Origin of the sequence: Polaromonas sp. C04 (genome assembly GCF_002002705.1) — a bacterium.
Taxonomy (GTDB): Bacteria; Pseudomonadota; Gammaproteobacteria; order Burkholderiales; family Burkholderiaceae_C; genus Rhodoferax_A.
Genome location: NZ_MUNS01000033.1, coordinates 108,982 through 122,650 on the forward strand (window position 1 = coordinate 108,982; position 13,669 = coordinate 122,650).

General features: G+C 64.3%; 14 protein-coding genes. 9 read left to right on the plus strand and 5 right to left on the minus strand.

Translation table 11 applies throughout. From position 1 onward, the window contains the following. Window position 1 precedes the first annotated feature (1 nt). Both B0E49_RS13165 and B0E49_RS13170 read left to right on the plus strand, forming a co-directional pair. Window positions 2-829: a M55 family metallopeptidase gene (locus tag B0E49_RS13165; RefSeq protein WP_077562657.1), complete on the plus strand. Its 828-nt coding sequence runs from the start codon at window positions 2-4 to the stop codon at window positions 827-829. A gap of 94 nt (window positions 830-923) precedes the next feature. Further along, on the plus strand, window positions 924-1,232 hold the full coding sequence (locus B0E49_RS13170; RefSeq protein WP_077562658.1) for a hypothetical protein: 309 nt from the start codon (window positions 924-926) through the stop codon (window positions 1,230-1,232). Here B0E49_RS13170 and B0E49_RS13175 read toward each other — a convergent pair. Beyond that, the gene (locus B0E49_RS13175; RefSeq protein ID WP_077562659.1) at window positions 1,214-2,161 is read right to left on the minus strand and encodes a delta(1)-pyrroline-2-carboxylate reductase family protein; all 948 of its coding nucleotides are present in this window, start codon (window positions 2,159-2,161) and stop codon (window positions 1,214-1,216) included. The two genes, B0E49_RS13170 and B0E49_RS13175, sit on opposite strands and share 19 nt — an antisense overlap. Continuing rightward, window positions 2,161-2,820 (minus strand): pyroglutamyl-peptidase I, encoded by a 660-nt coding sequence (pcp, locus tag B0E49_RS13180; protein ID WP_077562660.1) that lies wholly within the window; start codon window positions 2,818-2,820, stop codon window positions 2,161-2,163. The genes B0E49_RS13175 and pcp overlap by 1 nt, the downstream gene beginning before the upstream one ends. A 50-nt stretch (window positions 2,821-2,870) precedes the next feature. Between pcp and ypfJ the strand changes: the two genes are divergently transcribed. Both ypfJ and B0E49_RS13190 read left to right on the plus strand, forming a co-directional pair. Beyond that, window positions 2,871-3,758 (plus strand): KPN_02809 family neutral zinc metallopeptidase, encoded by an 888-nt coding sequence (gene ypfJ / locus B0E49_RS13185; protein WP_077562661.1) that lies wholly within the window; start codon window positions 2,871-2,873, stop codon window positions 3,756-3,758. A 60-nt stretch (window positions 3,759-3,818) separates the two neighbouring features. Further along, entirely contained in the window at window positions 3,819-5,258 is a 1,440-nt protein-coding gene (locus B0E49_RS13190; protein WP_077562662.1) for a DEAD/DEAH box helicase, read from the plus strand. 33 nt (window positions 5,259-5,291) lie between these two features. Here the strand turns inward: B0E49_RS13190 and B0E49_RS13195 are convergent, their stop codons facing one another. Then, window positions 5,292-6,152, minus strand: a complete 861-nt coding sequence (locus tag B0E49_RS13195) for a symmetrical bis(5'-nucleosyl)-tetraphosphatase (RefSeq protein WP_077562663.1) — start codon at window positions 6,150-6,152, stop codon at window positions 5,292-5,294. A gap of 24 nt (window positions 6,153-6,176) precedes the next feature. Between B0E49_RS13195 and B0E49_RS13200 the strand changes: the two genes are divergently transcribed. The 4 genes from B0E49_RS13200 to B0E49_RS13215 all read left to right on the plus strand — a co-directional run bounded on the left by B0E49_RS13200 (window position 6,177) and on the right by B0E49_RS13215 (window position 10,367). After that, entirely contained in the window at window positions 6,177-7,481 is a 1,305-nt protein-coding gene (locus B0E49_RS13200; protein WP_077562664.1) for a hemolysin family protein, read from the plus strand. A 123-nt stretch (window positions 7,482-7,604) separates the two neighbouring features. Further along, on the plus strand, window positions 7,605-7,895 hold the full coding sequence (locus B0E49_RS13205) for an H-NS histone family protein (RefSeq protein ID WP_077562665.1): 291 nt from the start codon (window positions 7,605-7,607) through the stop codon (window positions 7,893-7,895). Window positions 7,896-8,184: 289 nt separating this feature from the next. After that, a complete protein-coding gene (locus tag B0E49_RS20250) occupies window positions 8,185-9,267 on the plus strand; it encodes a PKD domain-containing protein (protein ID WP_144264558.1) in 1,083 nt (360 codons plus the stop codon). 314 nt (window positions 9,268-9,581) lie between these two features. Then, on the plus strand, window positions 9,582-10,367 hold the full coding sequence (locus B0E49_RS13215; RefSeq protein ID WP_168175054.1) for a YdcF family protein: 786 nt from the start codon (window positions 9,582-9,584) through the stop codon (window positions 10,365-10,367). On the opposite strand, the gene B0E49_RS13220 is transcribed toward B0E49_RS13215, so the two are convergent. After that, complete coding sequence (locus B0E49_RS13220) at window positions 10,364-11,593, minus strand: multidrug effflux MFS transporter (RefSeq protein ID WP_077562667.1); 1,230 nt, start codon at window positions 11,591-11,593, stop codon at window positions 10,364-10,366. The genes B0E49_RS13215 and B0E49_RS13220 overlap by 4 nt on opposite strands. Window positions 11,594-11,756: 163 nt before the next feature. Between B0E49_RS13220 and B0E49_RS13225 the strand changes: the two genes are divergently transcribed. Further along, window positions 11,757-13,196: an NAD-dependent succinate-semialdehyde dehydrogenase gene (locus B0E49_RS13225; RefSeq protein WP_077562668.1), complete on the plus strand. Its 1,440-nt coding sequence runs from the start codon at window positions 11,757-11,759 to the stop codon at window positions 13,194-13,196. Here the strand turns inward: B0E49_RS13225 and B0E49_RS13230 are convergent. Further along, window positions 13,177-13,383: a phospholipase D-like domain-containing protein gene (locus tag B0E49_RS13230; RefSeq protein ID WP_077562669.1), complete on the minus strand. Its 207-nt coding sequence runs from the start codon at window positions 13,381-13,383 to the stop codon at window positions 13,177-13,179. The genes B0E49_RS13225 and B0E49_RS13230 overlap by 20 nt on opposite strands. Window positions 13,384-13,669 lie beyond the last annotated feature (286 nt).

Here is a 13,669-nt window from a genome sequence, read left to right on the forward strand (position 1 = left end):
CATGAAAATCCTGATCTCCGTCGATATCGAAGGCGTGGCCGGCGTCTTTCACCCCGAGCAGACCCGCCCAAGCAACCCCGAGTACGAGCGCGCGCGTCGGCTCATGACGGCCGAGGCGAATGCCGCGATCCGCGGTGCCTTCGTCGGCGGAGCGTCCGATGTGCTGGTGAACGACTCGCATGGCGGCTTTCGCAACCTGCTGCCCGACGAGCTGGACCCCCGCGCCCGGGCGGTACTGGGCAAGCCGCGCGTGCTCGGCATGATGGCCGGCGTGGAGCAGGGCTGCCAGGGCGTGTTCATGATCGGCTACCACGCGCGCTCGCAAAGCCGTGGCATCCTGGCCCACACCATCAACAGCTTCGCCTTTGCGCGCGTTTGGTTCAACGCGCAGGAACTGGGCGAGGCCGGCCTCTATGGCGCGTTGGCGGCCGAGTTCGGTGTGCCGGTGCTGCTGGCCAGCGGCGACGACGTGTTCGCCGCCGAGACCCGCGCGTTGCTGCCGCAGGCGCGCTTCGTGGTGACCAAAGCGGCGCAGGGTCACACCAGCGGCATCTCGCTGTCTCCGCACAACAGCTGCGGCGCCATCGAGGCGGCGGCACGCGAAGTCATGCACGCGTGTGGCGCTGCACCGCCCGCTGCTCCGGTACCGATGGCGCTGCCGGTCCAGTGCCGCCTGCAGGCCCAGACCAGCGCGCTGGCCGACCTGTTCGCCGTTCTGCCTGGTCTTGAGCGCACCGATGCGGTAACAGTCAGCTTCACCGGCGCCACGGTGCAGGACGCCGTGCGTACCCTGAACAGCCTGTCGGCCATGTCGGCGCTGCTGCGTTAGTGGGGCGCCGGCGATCGCGCCATGCGGTGTTGTCTTACACGCGGTTACGGCATGCGCCGTCATGGCGCGCAAAAGACTGCTCTAACATTCACGCATGAGTACACAACAAGAGCAAGAGGCAACGTCCACGCGGCGCCGGCCGGCCGTCTTCAACGCCGTGCAGCCGCGCCAGCTGCTGTTTCTCGGTGTTGCGCTCGTCATCATTGCATTGCAGCTGCTGGCCATGGATTGGTTGGTCACGGCTCAGGTCGACCGCGGCGAGGCGCGCGAGTCGCGGCACCTGGCGCAGAAGGCCGAGAAGTTGCAGCGTGCGGAGGCCGGCACGGCCACTGCCAGCGTCTCGTCCGACGGGGCGCAGACGCCGCAAAGCGTCAGCACGGTGTCTTACTCGCCCGAACGCTGACGCGCGGCGAGCCGCGCAGCGGCCAGATCCCAGCCCGCCCAGCCGCAGCTCTTGAATAGCACCGGACCGCGTGTGGCGCCTGGTTTGTCCGGTGCGCGCTGCAGCACGCCGCGCAGCGTCGCGAACGCCGCCACGTCCAAACCAGCCTGCAGCAAGTCGCCCGCTTCATGCGCGGCATCTGCCGTGTCCACCACGATCGTGCCCTGCGCCGCAAAGTGGCGGCACAGTGCAGCGTCCAGCTCCGCCATGGCCGGCGTGAAGGCGCCCACCGCTGCTACAAAAGCATCATCGCGCGGGAGCGCATGCAACACCACGACGCTGGCTGGCGTGCAGGTCACGACCAGCGGGCAGTCGGTGAGTGCCGCGTTCGGGTCGGGCGTGACACTGGCGTTCAGCCCCAGCGCCGTCGCATGGCTGGCCAGTGCGTGCGCGCTGGCGGCACTGCGTGAAGCAATCACGAACTCTTTTACGCCCAGCCCCACGGCGAACGCCTCCAGGTGCGCGCGGCCCTGCACGCCCGCCCCCACGATCAGCAGCGGGCCGTGCGGGTTGGGCGCCAGCCGCTGCGCCGCCAGCAGCGATACCGCCGCGGTGCGCCGCGCCGTCACGGTCGGGCCATCGAGCAGCAGGCGGCGCTCGCCGCTGGCCACGTCGAACACCACCACATCGCCCTGGATCGTGGCGCGGGCCGTGCCCGCATTGGCCGGCGTGAAGGTGATCAGCTTGGTGATGGCCAGCCGGCTGTCCAGCGCCGGCATCACAAACAGGCTGCCGCCGCCGGGCAGGGCCTGCACCAGACGGGCCGGCACCTGCACGGTGTCATCCAGCAGCAGGCGGTGCAGCTCCCGGGCCAGCTCGGGGTAGGGCAGCCGCGGAGCGGTTTGCGCGGCGTCCAGCACGCGTGCATCGGTGGGCTCAGGGCGGCTCATCAGCTCACCGCGCCCGCGCCCTGCACGATGTCGTGCTGCGTCGTCAGCGCGCAGCGCACTGCCAGCCGCAGGCCGCGCGCCATGTCGTCCAGCGTCATGGAGGGCGCGCCCTGCTCGGGCAGGTACGGCACATGAATGAAGCCGCCGCGCGTACGCCTGAAGCCGCGCTGCGTGGCCAGCAGGTGCATCAAGCCGTAGAACACATGGTTGCAGACAAAGGTGCCCGCGGTTTGCGACACCTCCACCGCCACGCCCGCCTGCTGCAGCGCCGCCAGCATGGCCTTGATCGGCAGGGTAGTGAAGTACGCGGCCGGCCCGCTCGCGATGACCGGCGTATCTATGGGTTGCGCCGCGGCATTGTCGGCAATGCGCGCATCGTTGACGTTGATGGCCACGCGCTCCAGCGACAGCGCGTGGCGCCCGCCGGCCTGGCCCAAGCAGATCACGAGCGCGGGCCTGTGCTGTTTGAGCAGACCACGCAGCACGTGCAGCGACTCATCGAACACGGTTGGCAACTGGGCCGCGACCACGCGGTGCCCGGCTATCCGGCGTCCGTGCAGTGCCTGCACAGCCAGCCAGCTCGGGTTCAGGTGCTCGCCGCCGAAGGCGTCGAACCCAGTCAGCAGCACGGTGGGGGGCGGGCGTTGAACGGTTACCATGCTGGCACTGTAGCGCAGGATCGCTGCGTATCACATTACAGGAGCCGGATATGAAGTGGGAAGGCAACCGCGAATCGGACAACGTGGAAGACCGCCGGGATGACGGTGGTGGTGGCGGTGGTTTTCTGGGCGGCGGTCTGGGCGGGCGGCACATCGGCATTGGCTCGATTGTGATCGCGCTGGTCGCGTCGTATTTCTTCGGCATCAGCCCAATGACGGTGCTGAGCCTGCTCAGTGGCGGCGGCGCTCCCGTGACGCAAACCCAGCAGGCGCCAGCGCACGCGCCGCCGGCCGACGACCGCATGGCGAAGTTCGTCTCCACCGTGCTGGCCGACACCGAAGACGTCTGGACCGACATATTTTCCAAGGCCGGGGGCACCTACACCGATCCCAAGCTTGTGCTGTTTCGTGGCGCGACGCCCACCGCCTGCGGCCAGGGCGAATCCGCCATGGGCCCGTTTTACTGTCCCGTGGACCGCAAGGTGTATATCGACCTGGACTTCTATCAGACCCTGAAGAACCAGCTCGGCGCGCCCGGCGAATTTGCGCAGGCCTATGTGATCGCGCACGAGGTCGGCCACCACGTGCAGAACCTGCTGGGTATCAGCGCCAAGGTGGAACAGATGCGCAGCCACGCGAGCCAGGCCCAGTCGAATGCGCTGAGCGTGCGACTGGAGCTGCAGGCCGACTGCTTTGCCGGCGTCTGGGTCAACCACGCGCAGACGTCGCGCCAGATCCTGGAAAACGGCGACATCGAGTCAGCCATGAACGCCGCGGCCAAGATTGGCGACGATGCCCTGCAAAAGGCCGCCACCGGCCACGTGGTACCCGAAACCTTCACCCACGGCACCAGCGCCCAGCGCACGCACTGGTTCAATGCCGGACTGCAAAGCGGCAGCGTGAAAGACTGCGATACGTTCGGCGCGCGCAGCCTGTAACGGGCGGCGTCGGCGGGGAATCGGCTCTTTTTATCGTTAAATGCGATAATAGAAGGCTAAATGACCCATTCTTTTTCAAATCTATCGCTGGCTGAACCGCTGGCACGCGCCGTAGCCGAACTGGGCTACGAGTCAATGACCCCCATTCAGGAACAGGCCATTCCGGTCGTTCTGCAAGGCAAAGACGTGATGGGGGCGGCCCAGACCGGCACCGGCAAGACGGCCGCTTTTGCCTTGCCGCTGCTGCAACGCATGCTCAAGCACGAAAACAGCTCGACATCGCCGGCGCGCCACCCGGTGCGTGCGCTGGTGCTGTTGCCCACGCGCGAGCTGGCCGACCAGGTGGCGCAGGCCATCAAGGTCTATGCCAAATACACCAACCTGCGCGCTACCGTGGTGTTCGGCGGCATGGACATGAAGCCGCAGACGCTGGAGCTCAAAAAGGGCGTCGAGGTATTGGTGGCCACGCCGGGCCGTCTGCTGGACCATATTGAAGCCAAGAACACGGTGCTGAACCAGGTCGAATACGTGGTGCTCGACGAGGCCGACCGCATGCTCGACATCGGTTTCCTGCCCGACCTGCAACGCATCCTCTCGTACCTGCCCAAGCAGCGCATTACGCTGCTGTTCTCGGCCACCTTCTCGCCCGAAATCAAGCGCCTGGCCAACAGCTACCTGCAGGACCCGGTGACGATCGAGGTGGCGCGCTCTAATGCCACCGCCTCTACCGTCGAGCAGCATTTCTACAGCGTGAACCCCGACGACAAGCGCCGTGCGCTGCATCAGGTGCTGCGCCAGCGCGGCATCAAGCAGGCCTTTGTGTTTGTGAACAGCAAGCTGGGCTGTGCCCGGCTGGCGCGATCGCTGGAGCGCGAGGGCCTGAAGACCACGGCCTTGCACGGCGACAAGAGCCAGGACGAGCGACTCAAGGCGCTCGAAGCCTTCAAAAGCGGCGAGGTTGATCTGCTGGTGTGCACCGACGTGGCCGCGCGCGGCCTTGATATCAAGGACGTACCTGCGGTGTTCAATTTCGACGTGCCGTTCAACGCCGAAGACTACGTGCACCGCATCGGCCGTACCGGCCGTGCCGGCGCCTCGGGCCTGGCCGTGAGCTTTGCCGGTGGCGGCAACGATGCGCGGCTGGTGGCCGACATCGAAAAGCTGATCAAGACCAAGATCGAGCTTGAACCCATCGAGTTCGAAGAAGATACCTCCCGAATTCGGGACCAGGGCCGGGTCAACGACGGCCGGCGCGCCTGGCGCGAAGCGGGTGAAACCGGCGACCCGCGCGACGCGCTCGATGCGGCACCCGTTCGCGCGCCGCGCCCGCAGCGCACCAGCCATGCACCACGCGACCCGTTCTTCGACCAGCCCTACCAGGCTCCCGCCAACGACGCGGCGCCCGCTTGGGAAGCGGCCGCCCGCCCGCCCGGCGCGCGCAGCATCTCGGCCAACATCAAGCCCAAACGCAAAGTCGCGGCGCTGTTCAAGTCGCAGTGAGAGGGCGGGCGGTGTGGGCCCACCCCGCCACCTTCACCCCGGCATCTGCGCCTGCTCGCACTTGACCTGAATCAGCTCGCCCCCAATGGGCCCGCCGAGCGCGGCGCCCGTGGTGTCCAGCCAAAGCGCGCTCAGACAACCGCCCCACACGCAACCCGTGTCCAGCGCCAGCACATCGCGCCGCGCCAGCGCGCCCAGCGTGGACCAATGGCCGAAAGCAACCGTTACATCGGCCGTCTGCCGGCCCGGCACATCGAACCAGGGCAGGTAGCCCGCGGGCGCGGCTCCGGCGCCTTCCTTGGTGGCGAACTCCATGACGCCCCCGGGCGTGCAAAAGCGCAGGCGCGTGAGCACATTGACGATCACGCGCAGCCGGGCTGCGCCAGTGAGTGCATCGCTCCATTGCGCGGGCTCGTTGCCATACATCTGCGGCAAAAACTCGCCCAGCGCATCACCGCGTAGCACGGCTTCCACCTCAGCCGCCAACGCTATTGTTTTGGTAGCTGTCCACGCAGGCAGGACGCCGGCATGGGCCATTAAAAGGGGGTGGCCCGCTATCGTTTCCAGCATCGCCAGGCGCTGCTGGCGCAGCCAGTCGAGCAGGCCCGGACGATCGGGCGCGTCCAGCACGCCGCCCAGCGTGTCGTTGCGGTGCGGCTTGCGCACACCATGGGCGATGGCCAGCAGGTGCAGGTCGTGGTTGCCTAGCAGGCAGCGCGCCGCATCGCCATAACGCATCATGCGGCGCAGCACGCCCACCGAGTCCGGGCCGCGGTTGACTAGGTCGCCCAGTTGGTACAGGGTGTCGCGGCTCGGCGAGAAATCAATTTTGTTCAGCAGCCGCTGCAGCGCACGGTCGCAGCCCTGCACGTCGCCAATCAAGTAAAGTGCCATGGTGTTGATTTTCTCCCCTGATTCATGGATTTTTTGCTAATCGCGCTGTTGACCCTGCTCAACGGCGTGTTTGCCATGTCCGAGTTGGCGCTGGCGTCCAGCCGCAAGGCACGGCTCGGTGTCATGGCCGAGGGCGGCGACAAGGGTGCGCAGGCCGCGCTGAATCTGCTGGACAACCCGACGCAGTTTCTCTCATCGGTACAGGTCGGCATCACCTCGATCGGCATGCTCAACGGCATTATTGGCGAGGCGGCATTCAGCTCGGGCGTCTCGGTATGGATCCAGACTTTTGGCGTCTCCGTGCGAGTCGCCGACATCAGCGCCACGGCCCTGGTGGTCGCCATCATCACCTACGTCACCATCGTGTTCGGCGAGCTGGTGCCCAAGCGCATCGGCCAGCTCTATCCCGAAGCGGTGGCGCGCTGGGTCTCGCGCCCCATGACGTGGGTGGCCTCGGCGGCCAAGCCGTTTGTGCGGCTGCTGTCCGTCAGCACGCAAACCGTTCTCAAGCTGCTGCGCGTGGACAACGCCGCGGCCCGGGCCGTAACCGAGGAAGAAATCGCGGCCAGCCTGGAGGAAGGCCTGGATGCCGGCGTGATCGAGGAGCACGAGCACCAGATGGTGCAAAACGTGTTCCGCCTGGACGACCGGCCGCTGACTTCGCTGATGGTGCCGCGCACCGATGTGGAGTGGCTCGATGCTACAAATACCGTAGTGCAAAGTCTAAGACTGGTGGGGGCTGGAGGCGAAAAAGGCTCACATTCCTGGTATCCGGTGTGCCGCGGTTCACTAGACCATGTGGTGGGCGTCATCAGTGTGGGTCGGCTGCTCGAACTCGGCCCCGACGCGCCAGGCACCATTGAATCGCATGCCCAGCCGGCTGCCTTTCTGCCCGAAACCCTGAGCGGCATGGAGCTGCTGGAGCAATTTCGCGCCAAGTCGGGCCGCATGATTTTTGTGGTGGACGAATACGGTGTGGTGCAGGGCTTGATGACCCCGCGCGACCTGCTCGAGGCCATCACCGGCGAGTTGCAGCCCGGGGCCCAAGCCGATGCCTGGGCGCTACTGCGCGAAGACGGCTCCTGGCTGCTCGATGGCCTGATGCCGGTCGGCGAGCTCAAAATCCGGCTCGACATCCGCGAACTGCCTGAAGAAGACCGCGGCCGCTACAACACTGTTGCCGGCCTGCTGATGTCGGTCTCGGGCCGGTTGCCCGAGACTGGCGAGCGCATCGAATGCGCCGGCTGGGTGTTTGAAGTGCTGGACCTGGATGGCAAGCGGATTGACAAAGTGCTGGCCACCGAAATAGGCACTCTCACTGAAAGTTAATCGAAAATCCCCGCCAGTTATCAAATAATCTTGACTTGGTTTTAAAAAACAATATCCATTTCGCAGTGCTTTCAGATATTATTCTGACTTCATTAATTCTGAAATGCATTCAAGGTATCGATTATGTCCACCTATAAAGAACTCCTGAAACAGCGCGAAGTCCTGGAACAGCAAATCAAGGATGCCCGCCAACATGAAATTGCCCAGGCCGTGGCGCAAGTGCGTGGCCTGGTTGCCGAATTCGGCCTGACCGCGCAGGATGTCTTCCCCTCGGGCAAGGCGCGCACCAGTACTGTGCACGCCAAAGTGGCTGCTAAATACCGCAACCCCACTACCGGCGCCACCTGGACCGGTCGCGGCAAGCCGCCCAAGTGGATTCAGGGTCAGGATCGAGCCAAATTTGTGATCATTTAACGTCATAATTTGGTGCTAAACAGTCGACTAACTGCCAAATAATTCGCATAAAGCCTGGAAAAAGGCCCATGGACGTGTCCATGGGCCTTTTTTTCGTGCTGAAACGGAACGTTACCTAAAGTATGACTGATAAGATATAAGTACTCGTTTACACCAACGTGGTGACCATGGGTCAAAAAGTGCTTACGACTATGGCGACGAGCATGGGACAGATCGGTTACTGCGTTTCGAGAAATCATGAGACACACGCGAAAGACACCATGTCTTCCACGGTAAGTTGATGGTCAATATGAACGTTGCCGATCGTATTTTCAGTAATAAATCGCAAGGGAGGAATTCGATGAAATTAACGATTATGGGTTCGATTCTGGCTGCTGCTGCGGCACTAATGATCGCCGGATGCGGCGGAAGCAGCTCCACCGCGCCAAGTCAAAATGCTGCGCCGATCGCCAATGCGGGTAATGCCCAGTCGGTGGTGGCTGGCGCCACGGTCGCCCTGAGCGCGAGCGGCAGCTCGGATCCCAACGGCGACCCCCTCACGTATTCGTGGGCATTGAGCAACGTGCCCGCTGGCAGCGCGGCGACTTTGACCGGCCTCACGTCAGCCAGCCCTGCCTTTGTCGCAGACGTGGTGGGCACCTATGTGGCCACCCTCATCGTGAACGATGGCAAGATGAACAGCGCGCCCGTCACGGTGACCATTACGGCAGGCACAGTTGTGGGGTTCGATTCGCTTACGCCCCTTCCGCCCAACATGCCGAGCATCAGCATTCAGGCCAGCTACACCCCCGCGCCCCTCGTTAGCTTGGGCGATACCATCACCTTGAAGCCCGGTTCTCCGCACACGCTGAACAACATCAGCGTCGCGATGAGCAGTTGGGCCTGCCAGACCGGCGGCTGGAGCACGAACGATTGCGTTTCGCCTCCGGGCTCTGTATTCAGCGTCCCCATCACGCTCAAGGTCTACGACAGCAACGGCAACCTGCTTGCAACTCAGACTCCGACCTTCAGCATCCCGTATCGGCCATCCGCTGACCCGGCATGTACGGGCGCGAACGCCGGCAAATGGCAAGCCTCGAACGGCACTTGCTACAACGGATTTGCCTCTGAGGTCACCTTCGACCTTGCTTCGCTAAAGGTGACGCTGCCCGGCGACGCCTTTTCGTATGTTGTGTCATACAACACAGACACCCATGGTGCCACGCCGACCGGTGTGGCAGGCCCTGTCGACTCTCTCAATATCGGTGTTTACGCACTGCCTGCAACCCCTTCCATCGGCAGTGAGACCAATCCAGGCTACCTTCTCTGGAACGAGGTACCTGTGAACGAGGGCTACGGGATCATGGCGCAAGTCCAATTGACCGCGCCCTGATGGCTCGTCGTTCAAGAGCGGGGGGCTTGCGTTCGCTTCACAGGAACACGTAAGCCAGGTGCCCTTGATCAGGAGAATTTCTTGCACGAAGAAAAAGCGCTCGGTGGGCGCTTTTTTCATGCCCGGATCTCCGGTACCCAAATTGCGTGAACCCGGATGAGAGTACGTCAAAAATGTGGCTTATGCCTTTATCGGGGCTTGGTATTTTGCTATTAATTTCGTAGTCCACCGGTTACCATTCCCGGGCCTTGAACAGTCATTCCCGGCTTGACCCGGAATCTGCCCTGATGCTCCGCGGCGCTGGATTTCACCCCATGTTTCTTGCTTCCAAACTCCTGTCTTTTGCGACCCAGCCGCTGGCTTGGGTCGCGCTGCTGTTCGCCGTGGCCCTGCTGTGCATGTCGCGCAAACGCGCACTCGGCTTGGGGCTGGGCTGGACGGCGCTGGCGCTGCTGGTGTTGCTTGGCTGGCGGCCGATCCCGGACGCCTTGCTGCGCCAGCTGGAGGTGCAATATCCGCCGCCGGCTTGGACCACCATGCCCGAGGCCCCTGAGTGGCAACACTACACTGGCATCGTCGTGTTGGGCGGCGCGCTGGAGCCGGCATGGGTGCGCGCGGGCAATGGCCAGGTGGCGCTCAACGAAGGGGCCGAGCGGATGACGGTGCCGGTGGTGCTGATGCGCCAGCATCCGCAGTTGCGCTTGCTATTCACGGGCGGGGAGGGCGATTGGCACACTACGGGCGAGCCTGAGGCGGTGCAGGCCAGCGAGTTTTTTGAAAGCTTAGGTGTGCCCGCTCAACGCATGCAGTTCGAGTCCGCCGCTCGCACCACCTATGAAAACGCCGTGCTGAGCGCAGTCCTGCCGGGCGTAGACAAGACCCGGCCCTGGCTGCTGGTCACGTCTGCCTGGCACATGCCGCGTGCGCTGGCCACCTTCCGCGCCGCAGGCTGGAACGTGACACCCTACCCGGTGGACTACCGCACAGGCACCCACACGCCGTGGACCGAATATTCCATGGCCAAGAGTCTGTGGCGCTGGCAATTGGCGCTGCATGAGTGGGCGGGATTGCTGGCCTATCGGGCGGTGGGGCGGGCTTAACCCGCCGCGGTCTTGCCAATCTCGGGCCAGCGGTGGTGCAGAAACACCCACGCCACCAGTCCCACGCACATCATCAAGAGCGACGCCGTCGCCAGCGCCACGGTGGAGTGCATCACGAGCGGCGCGATCACACCGGCCACGACGCCGTTGGCGGTCGAGGCGATGAACGCCTGCAGGGACGATGCCATGCCGCGCCGCTCGGGGTACAGGTCCAGCACCAGCAGGGTTACCACCGGCACCATCAGGGCCCAGCCGAGGGAAAACACCACGATCGGCGCGATGGCCCAGGACGCATTCGCCTTGAACAGCAGGTTGGCCACCAGGTTGAGCACCCCGATGGCCAGCATGATCACGAAACCGTGGCGGATCTGGCGCTTGGGCGCGATCTTGCCGGCGAGTCGCCCACTGAGCCAGGCGCCGGCCATGATGCCGGCAATATTCGGCAGGAAGAACCAGTAGAACTCGGTCGGAGCCAGCGACAGATGCGTGCCCAGGAAGACCGGCGCCGCCAGCACGTACAGGAACATGCCGTTGAACGGTACGCCGCTGGCCAGTGACAGCAACAAGAAACTGGGGCTGCTGCCGAGCTGCCAGTACCCGCGCAGCAGATGCCTGACGTTGAACGGCTGGCGCTGGCTGACGTGCAGCGTCTCCGGCAGCAACTTGAAGTTGGCAATCCACAGGATGATGCCGACCGCGACCAGGAACCAGAAGATGCTGTGCCAGCCGGCGTTGACAAACAGCCACCCGCCCAGGATCGGCGCGATCGCCGGTGCCACGCCAAAGTAGATGGTGACCTGGCTCATCACCTGCTGGGCCCGCGCAGGCGGGAACATGTCACGAATCACGGCGCGCGAAACGACAATGCCAGAGCCGGTGGACAGGCCCTGCACGGCCCGGAAAAAGACCAGGTGGCCGATATTTTGCGACAGCGCACAACCGACCGATGCAACGGTGAACACCACCAGACCCCACAACACCACAGGCCGGCGCCCGAAGCTGTCGGCTAGTGCGCCGTGGAACAGGTTCATGAAGGCGTAGCCGAACAGGTAGGCCGACAGCGTCTGCTGCATTTCGACCGGCGTGGCGCCCAGGGACTGCCCGATTCCCGCAAACGCGGGGATGTAGGTGTCGATCGAAAACGGGCCCAGCATGCCCAGTATCGCCAACAGGGCTGCCAGCGCCCAGTGCGGGGCGCGCCAGAGTTGCTTGGCGTCAGGATTCATGAAGGATTTTTTTCTGCAGGATGGCGGGGTGCCAGTCGATTATGAAGGAGTTAACGCCCGTGCCGCGGAGCCGCAGTAGTGTGCCCAAAGGGCCGCTTCTTACACGGGGGACTGGTGCAGTGCAAAATATCAGGCTGTCTGTATCGTTTCACCGAGGAATTTCATGACTTATCCCAATACGCAGCTCTTTATCGACGGTCAATGGCAGGACGCAGCCGACGGCCGCACTCTGGCGGTCTTCAACCCCGCCACGGGCCGCGAGATCGGCCGCGTCGCGCACGCTGGCATCGCAGATCTGGACCGCGCGCTGGTGGCCGCGCAAAAGGGTTTCGAGAAATGGCGCGACGTGCCCGCCGCCGAGCGCGCGAAAATCATGCGCAAGGCCGCCGCGCTGATGCGTGAGCGTGCCGGCGAGATCGCGGGCGTGCTGACCCAGGAACAGGGCAAACCGCTGATTGAGGCCAAGGGCGAAGCCATGGCCGCCGCCGACATCATCGAATGGTTTGCCGACGAGGGCCAGCGCGTGTACGGGCGCATCGTGCCTTCGCGCTACAACATTGCGCACCGCCAGATGGTGCTGAAGGACCCGGTCGGCGTGGTGGCGGCTTTTACGCCCTGGAACTTCCCCATCAACCAGGTGGTGCGCAAGATGGCTGCCGCGCTCGCCACTGGCTGCGCCATGATCGTCAAGGCGCCGGAGGAAACCCCGGCCGCGCCGGCCGCGCTGATTCGCGCGTTCGCCGATGCGGGCCTGCCGGTTGGCGTGCTGGGCCTGGTGTATGGCTCGCCCGCCGAGATTTCGAACTACCTGATCCCGCACCCCATCGTGCGCAAGATCACCTTCACCGGTTCAACGCCCGTGGGCAAGCAGCTGGCCGCGCTGGCCGGCAAGCACATGAAGCGCGTGACAATGGAGCTGGGCGGCCACGCGCCGGTGATCGTCTGTGAAGACGCGGACCTGGCGCTGGCCGTCAAGGCCGCGGGCGGCGCCAAGTTCCGCAACGCCGGCCAGGTCTGCATCGCGCCCACGCGGTTCCTGGTGCACGAGAGCGTGAAGGCCGAGTTTGCGCAGGCGCTGGTCAAGCACGCCGCCTCGCTCAAAGTCGGTGACGGCCTGACGGAGGGAATCCAGATGGGCCCGCTGGCCAACCCGCGTCGCCTGACCGCCATGGCGGAGTTCACGCAGGACGCCGTCAAGCGCGGCGCGCAGGTCGCCCATGGCGGCGCGCGCATTGGCGATGAGGGTAATTTCTGGCAGCCCACGGTGCTGACCGACGTGCCGCTGGACGCCAAGGTGTTCAATGACGAGCCCTTCGGCCCGATGGCGGCCATTCGCGGCTTCAACACACTGGAGGAGGCGATCGCCGAGTCCAACCGCCTGCCGTACGGGCTGGCGGGCTACGCTTTCACGCGCTCGCTGAAGAACGCGGACCTGCTCGCTCGACGCGTGGAAGTGGGCATGCTGTGGATGAACATGCCCGCCATGCCTTCCGCCGAGATGCCGTTTGGCGGCCTCAAGGACTCGGGCTATGGCTCCGAGGGTGGCCCGGAGGCCATGGAAGCTTATCTGAACACGCGTGCGGTCACGATCGCGAACGTCTAATAATGGCCCCCCGTTCATTCAATAGGCAATAGGCCATTTCCACGGAATTGCCTTGGGCCCAGCGGCTGGCGGCGTCCCGATTGTCCCGGTCGTCGATCAGTATCTTGACATCGACGCCGCGCCGCTCGGCGGCAATGAGTGCGCGCACGACGGGTTGCGACGTAAACAGACAGCCGGCCAGCCGGATCGTGTGGTGGTGGCTGACTACGTGAAAAGGCCCCTGACCATCGCAGCCAGGGGCCTTTCATTGGTGCCGGAGAGATGCTAGGAGGCACTCGACGGCAGCAGCTAACTTGTTGATGCGTATAGGGGCGGCAGTGCGGCGGGGTTAAGAGTTACCACGGAATCTACCACAGCACCTTTGAATAATTTTGGCGCAAATTTGTTTGCGGCCCCTCAAGATCATCCAGGCTTCAGATGCCCTCCATGCCCCCCATGCCCTCCATGCCACCCATCGCGATCCACGGTAGGAG

Excerpts from the sequence above, each read along its gene's own strand:
- B0E49_RS13200 (WP_077562664.1), top strand. The coding sequence starts at position 6,177 with ATGGATTTTTTGCTAATCGCGCTGTTGACCCTGCTCAACGGCGTGTTT.
- B0E49_RS13190 (WP_077562662.1), top strand. The coding sequence starts at position 3,819 with ATGACCCATTCTTTTTCAAATCTATCGCTGGCTGAACCGCTGGCACGC.
- B0E49_RS13215 (WP_168175054.1), top strand. The coding sequence starts at position 9,582 with ATGTTTCTTGCTTCCAAACTCCTGTCTTTTGCGACCCAGCCGCTGGCT.
- B0E49_RS13175 (WP_077562659.1), bottom strand. The coding sequence starts at position 2,161 with ATGAGCCGCCCTGAGCCCACCGATGCACGCGTGCTGGACGCCGCGCAA.
- pcp (WP_077562660.1), bottom strand. The coding sequence starts at position 2,820 with ATGGTAACCGTTCAACGCCCGCCCCCCACCGTGCTGCTGACTGGGTTC.
- B0E49_RS13220 (WP_077562667.1), bottom strand. The coding sequence starts at position 11,593 with ATGAATCCTGACGCCAAGCAACTCTGGCGCGCCCCGCACTGGGCGCTG.
- B0E49_RS13195 (WP_077562663.1), bottom strand. The coding sequence starts at position 6,152 with ATGGCACTTTACTTGATTGGCGACGTGCAGGGCTGCGACCGTGCGCTG.
- B0E49_RS13205 (WP_077562665.1), top strand. The coding sequence starts at position 7,605 with ATGTCCACCTATAAAGAACTCCTGAAACAGCGCGAAGTCCTGGAACAG.
- B0E49_RS13225 (WP_077562668.1), top strand. The coding sequence starts at position 11,757 with ATGACTTATCCCAATACGCAGCTCTTTATCGACGGTCAATGGCAGGAC.
- B0E49_RS20250 (WP_144264558.1), top strand. The coding sequence starts at position 8,185 with ATGAACGTTGCCGATCGTATTTTCAGTAATAAATCGCAAGGGAGGAAT.
- B0E49_RS13165 (WP_077562657.1), top strand. The coding sequence starts at position 2 with ATGAAAATCCTGATCTCCGTCGATATCGAAGGCGTGGCCGGCGTCTTT.
- B0E49_RS13170 (WP_077562658.1), top strand. The coding sequence starts at position 924 with ATGAGTACACAACAAGAGCAAGAGGCAACGTCCACGCGGCGCCGGCCG.
- ypfJ (WP_077562661.1), top strand. The coding sequence starts at position 2,871 with ATGAAGTGGGAAGGCAACCGCGAATCGGACAACGTGGAAGACCGCCGG.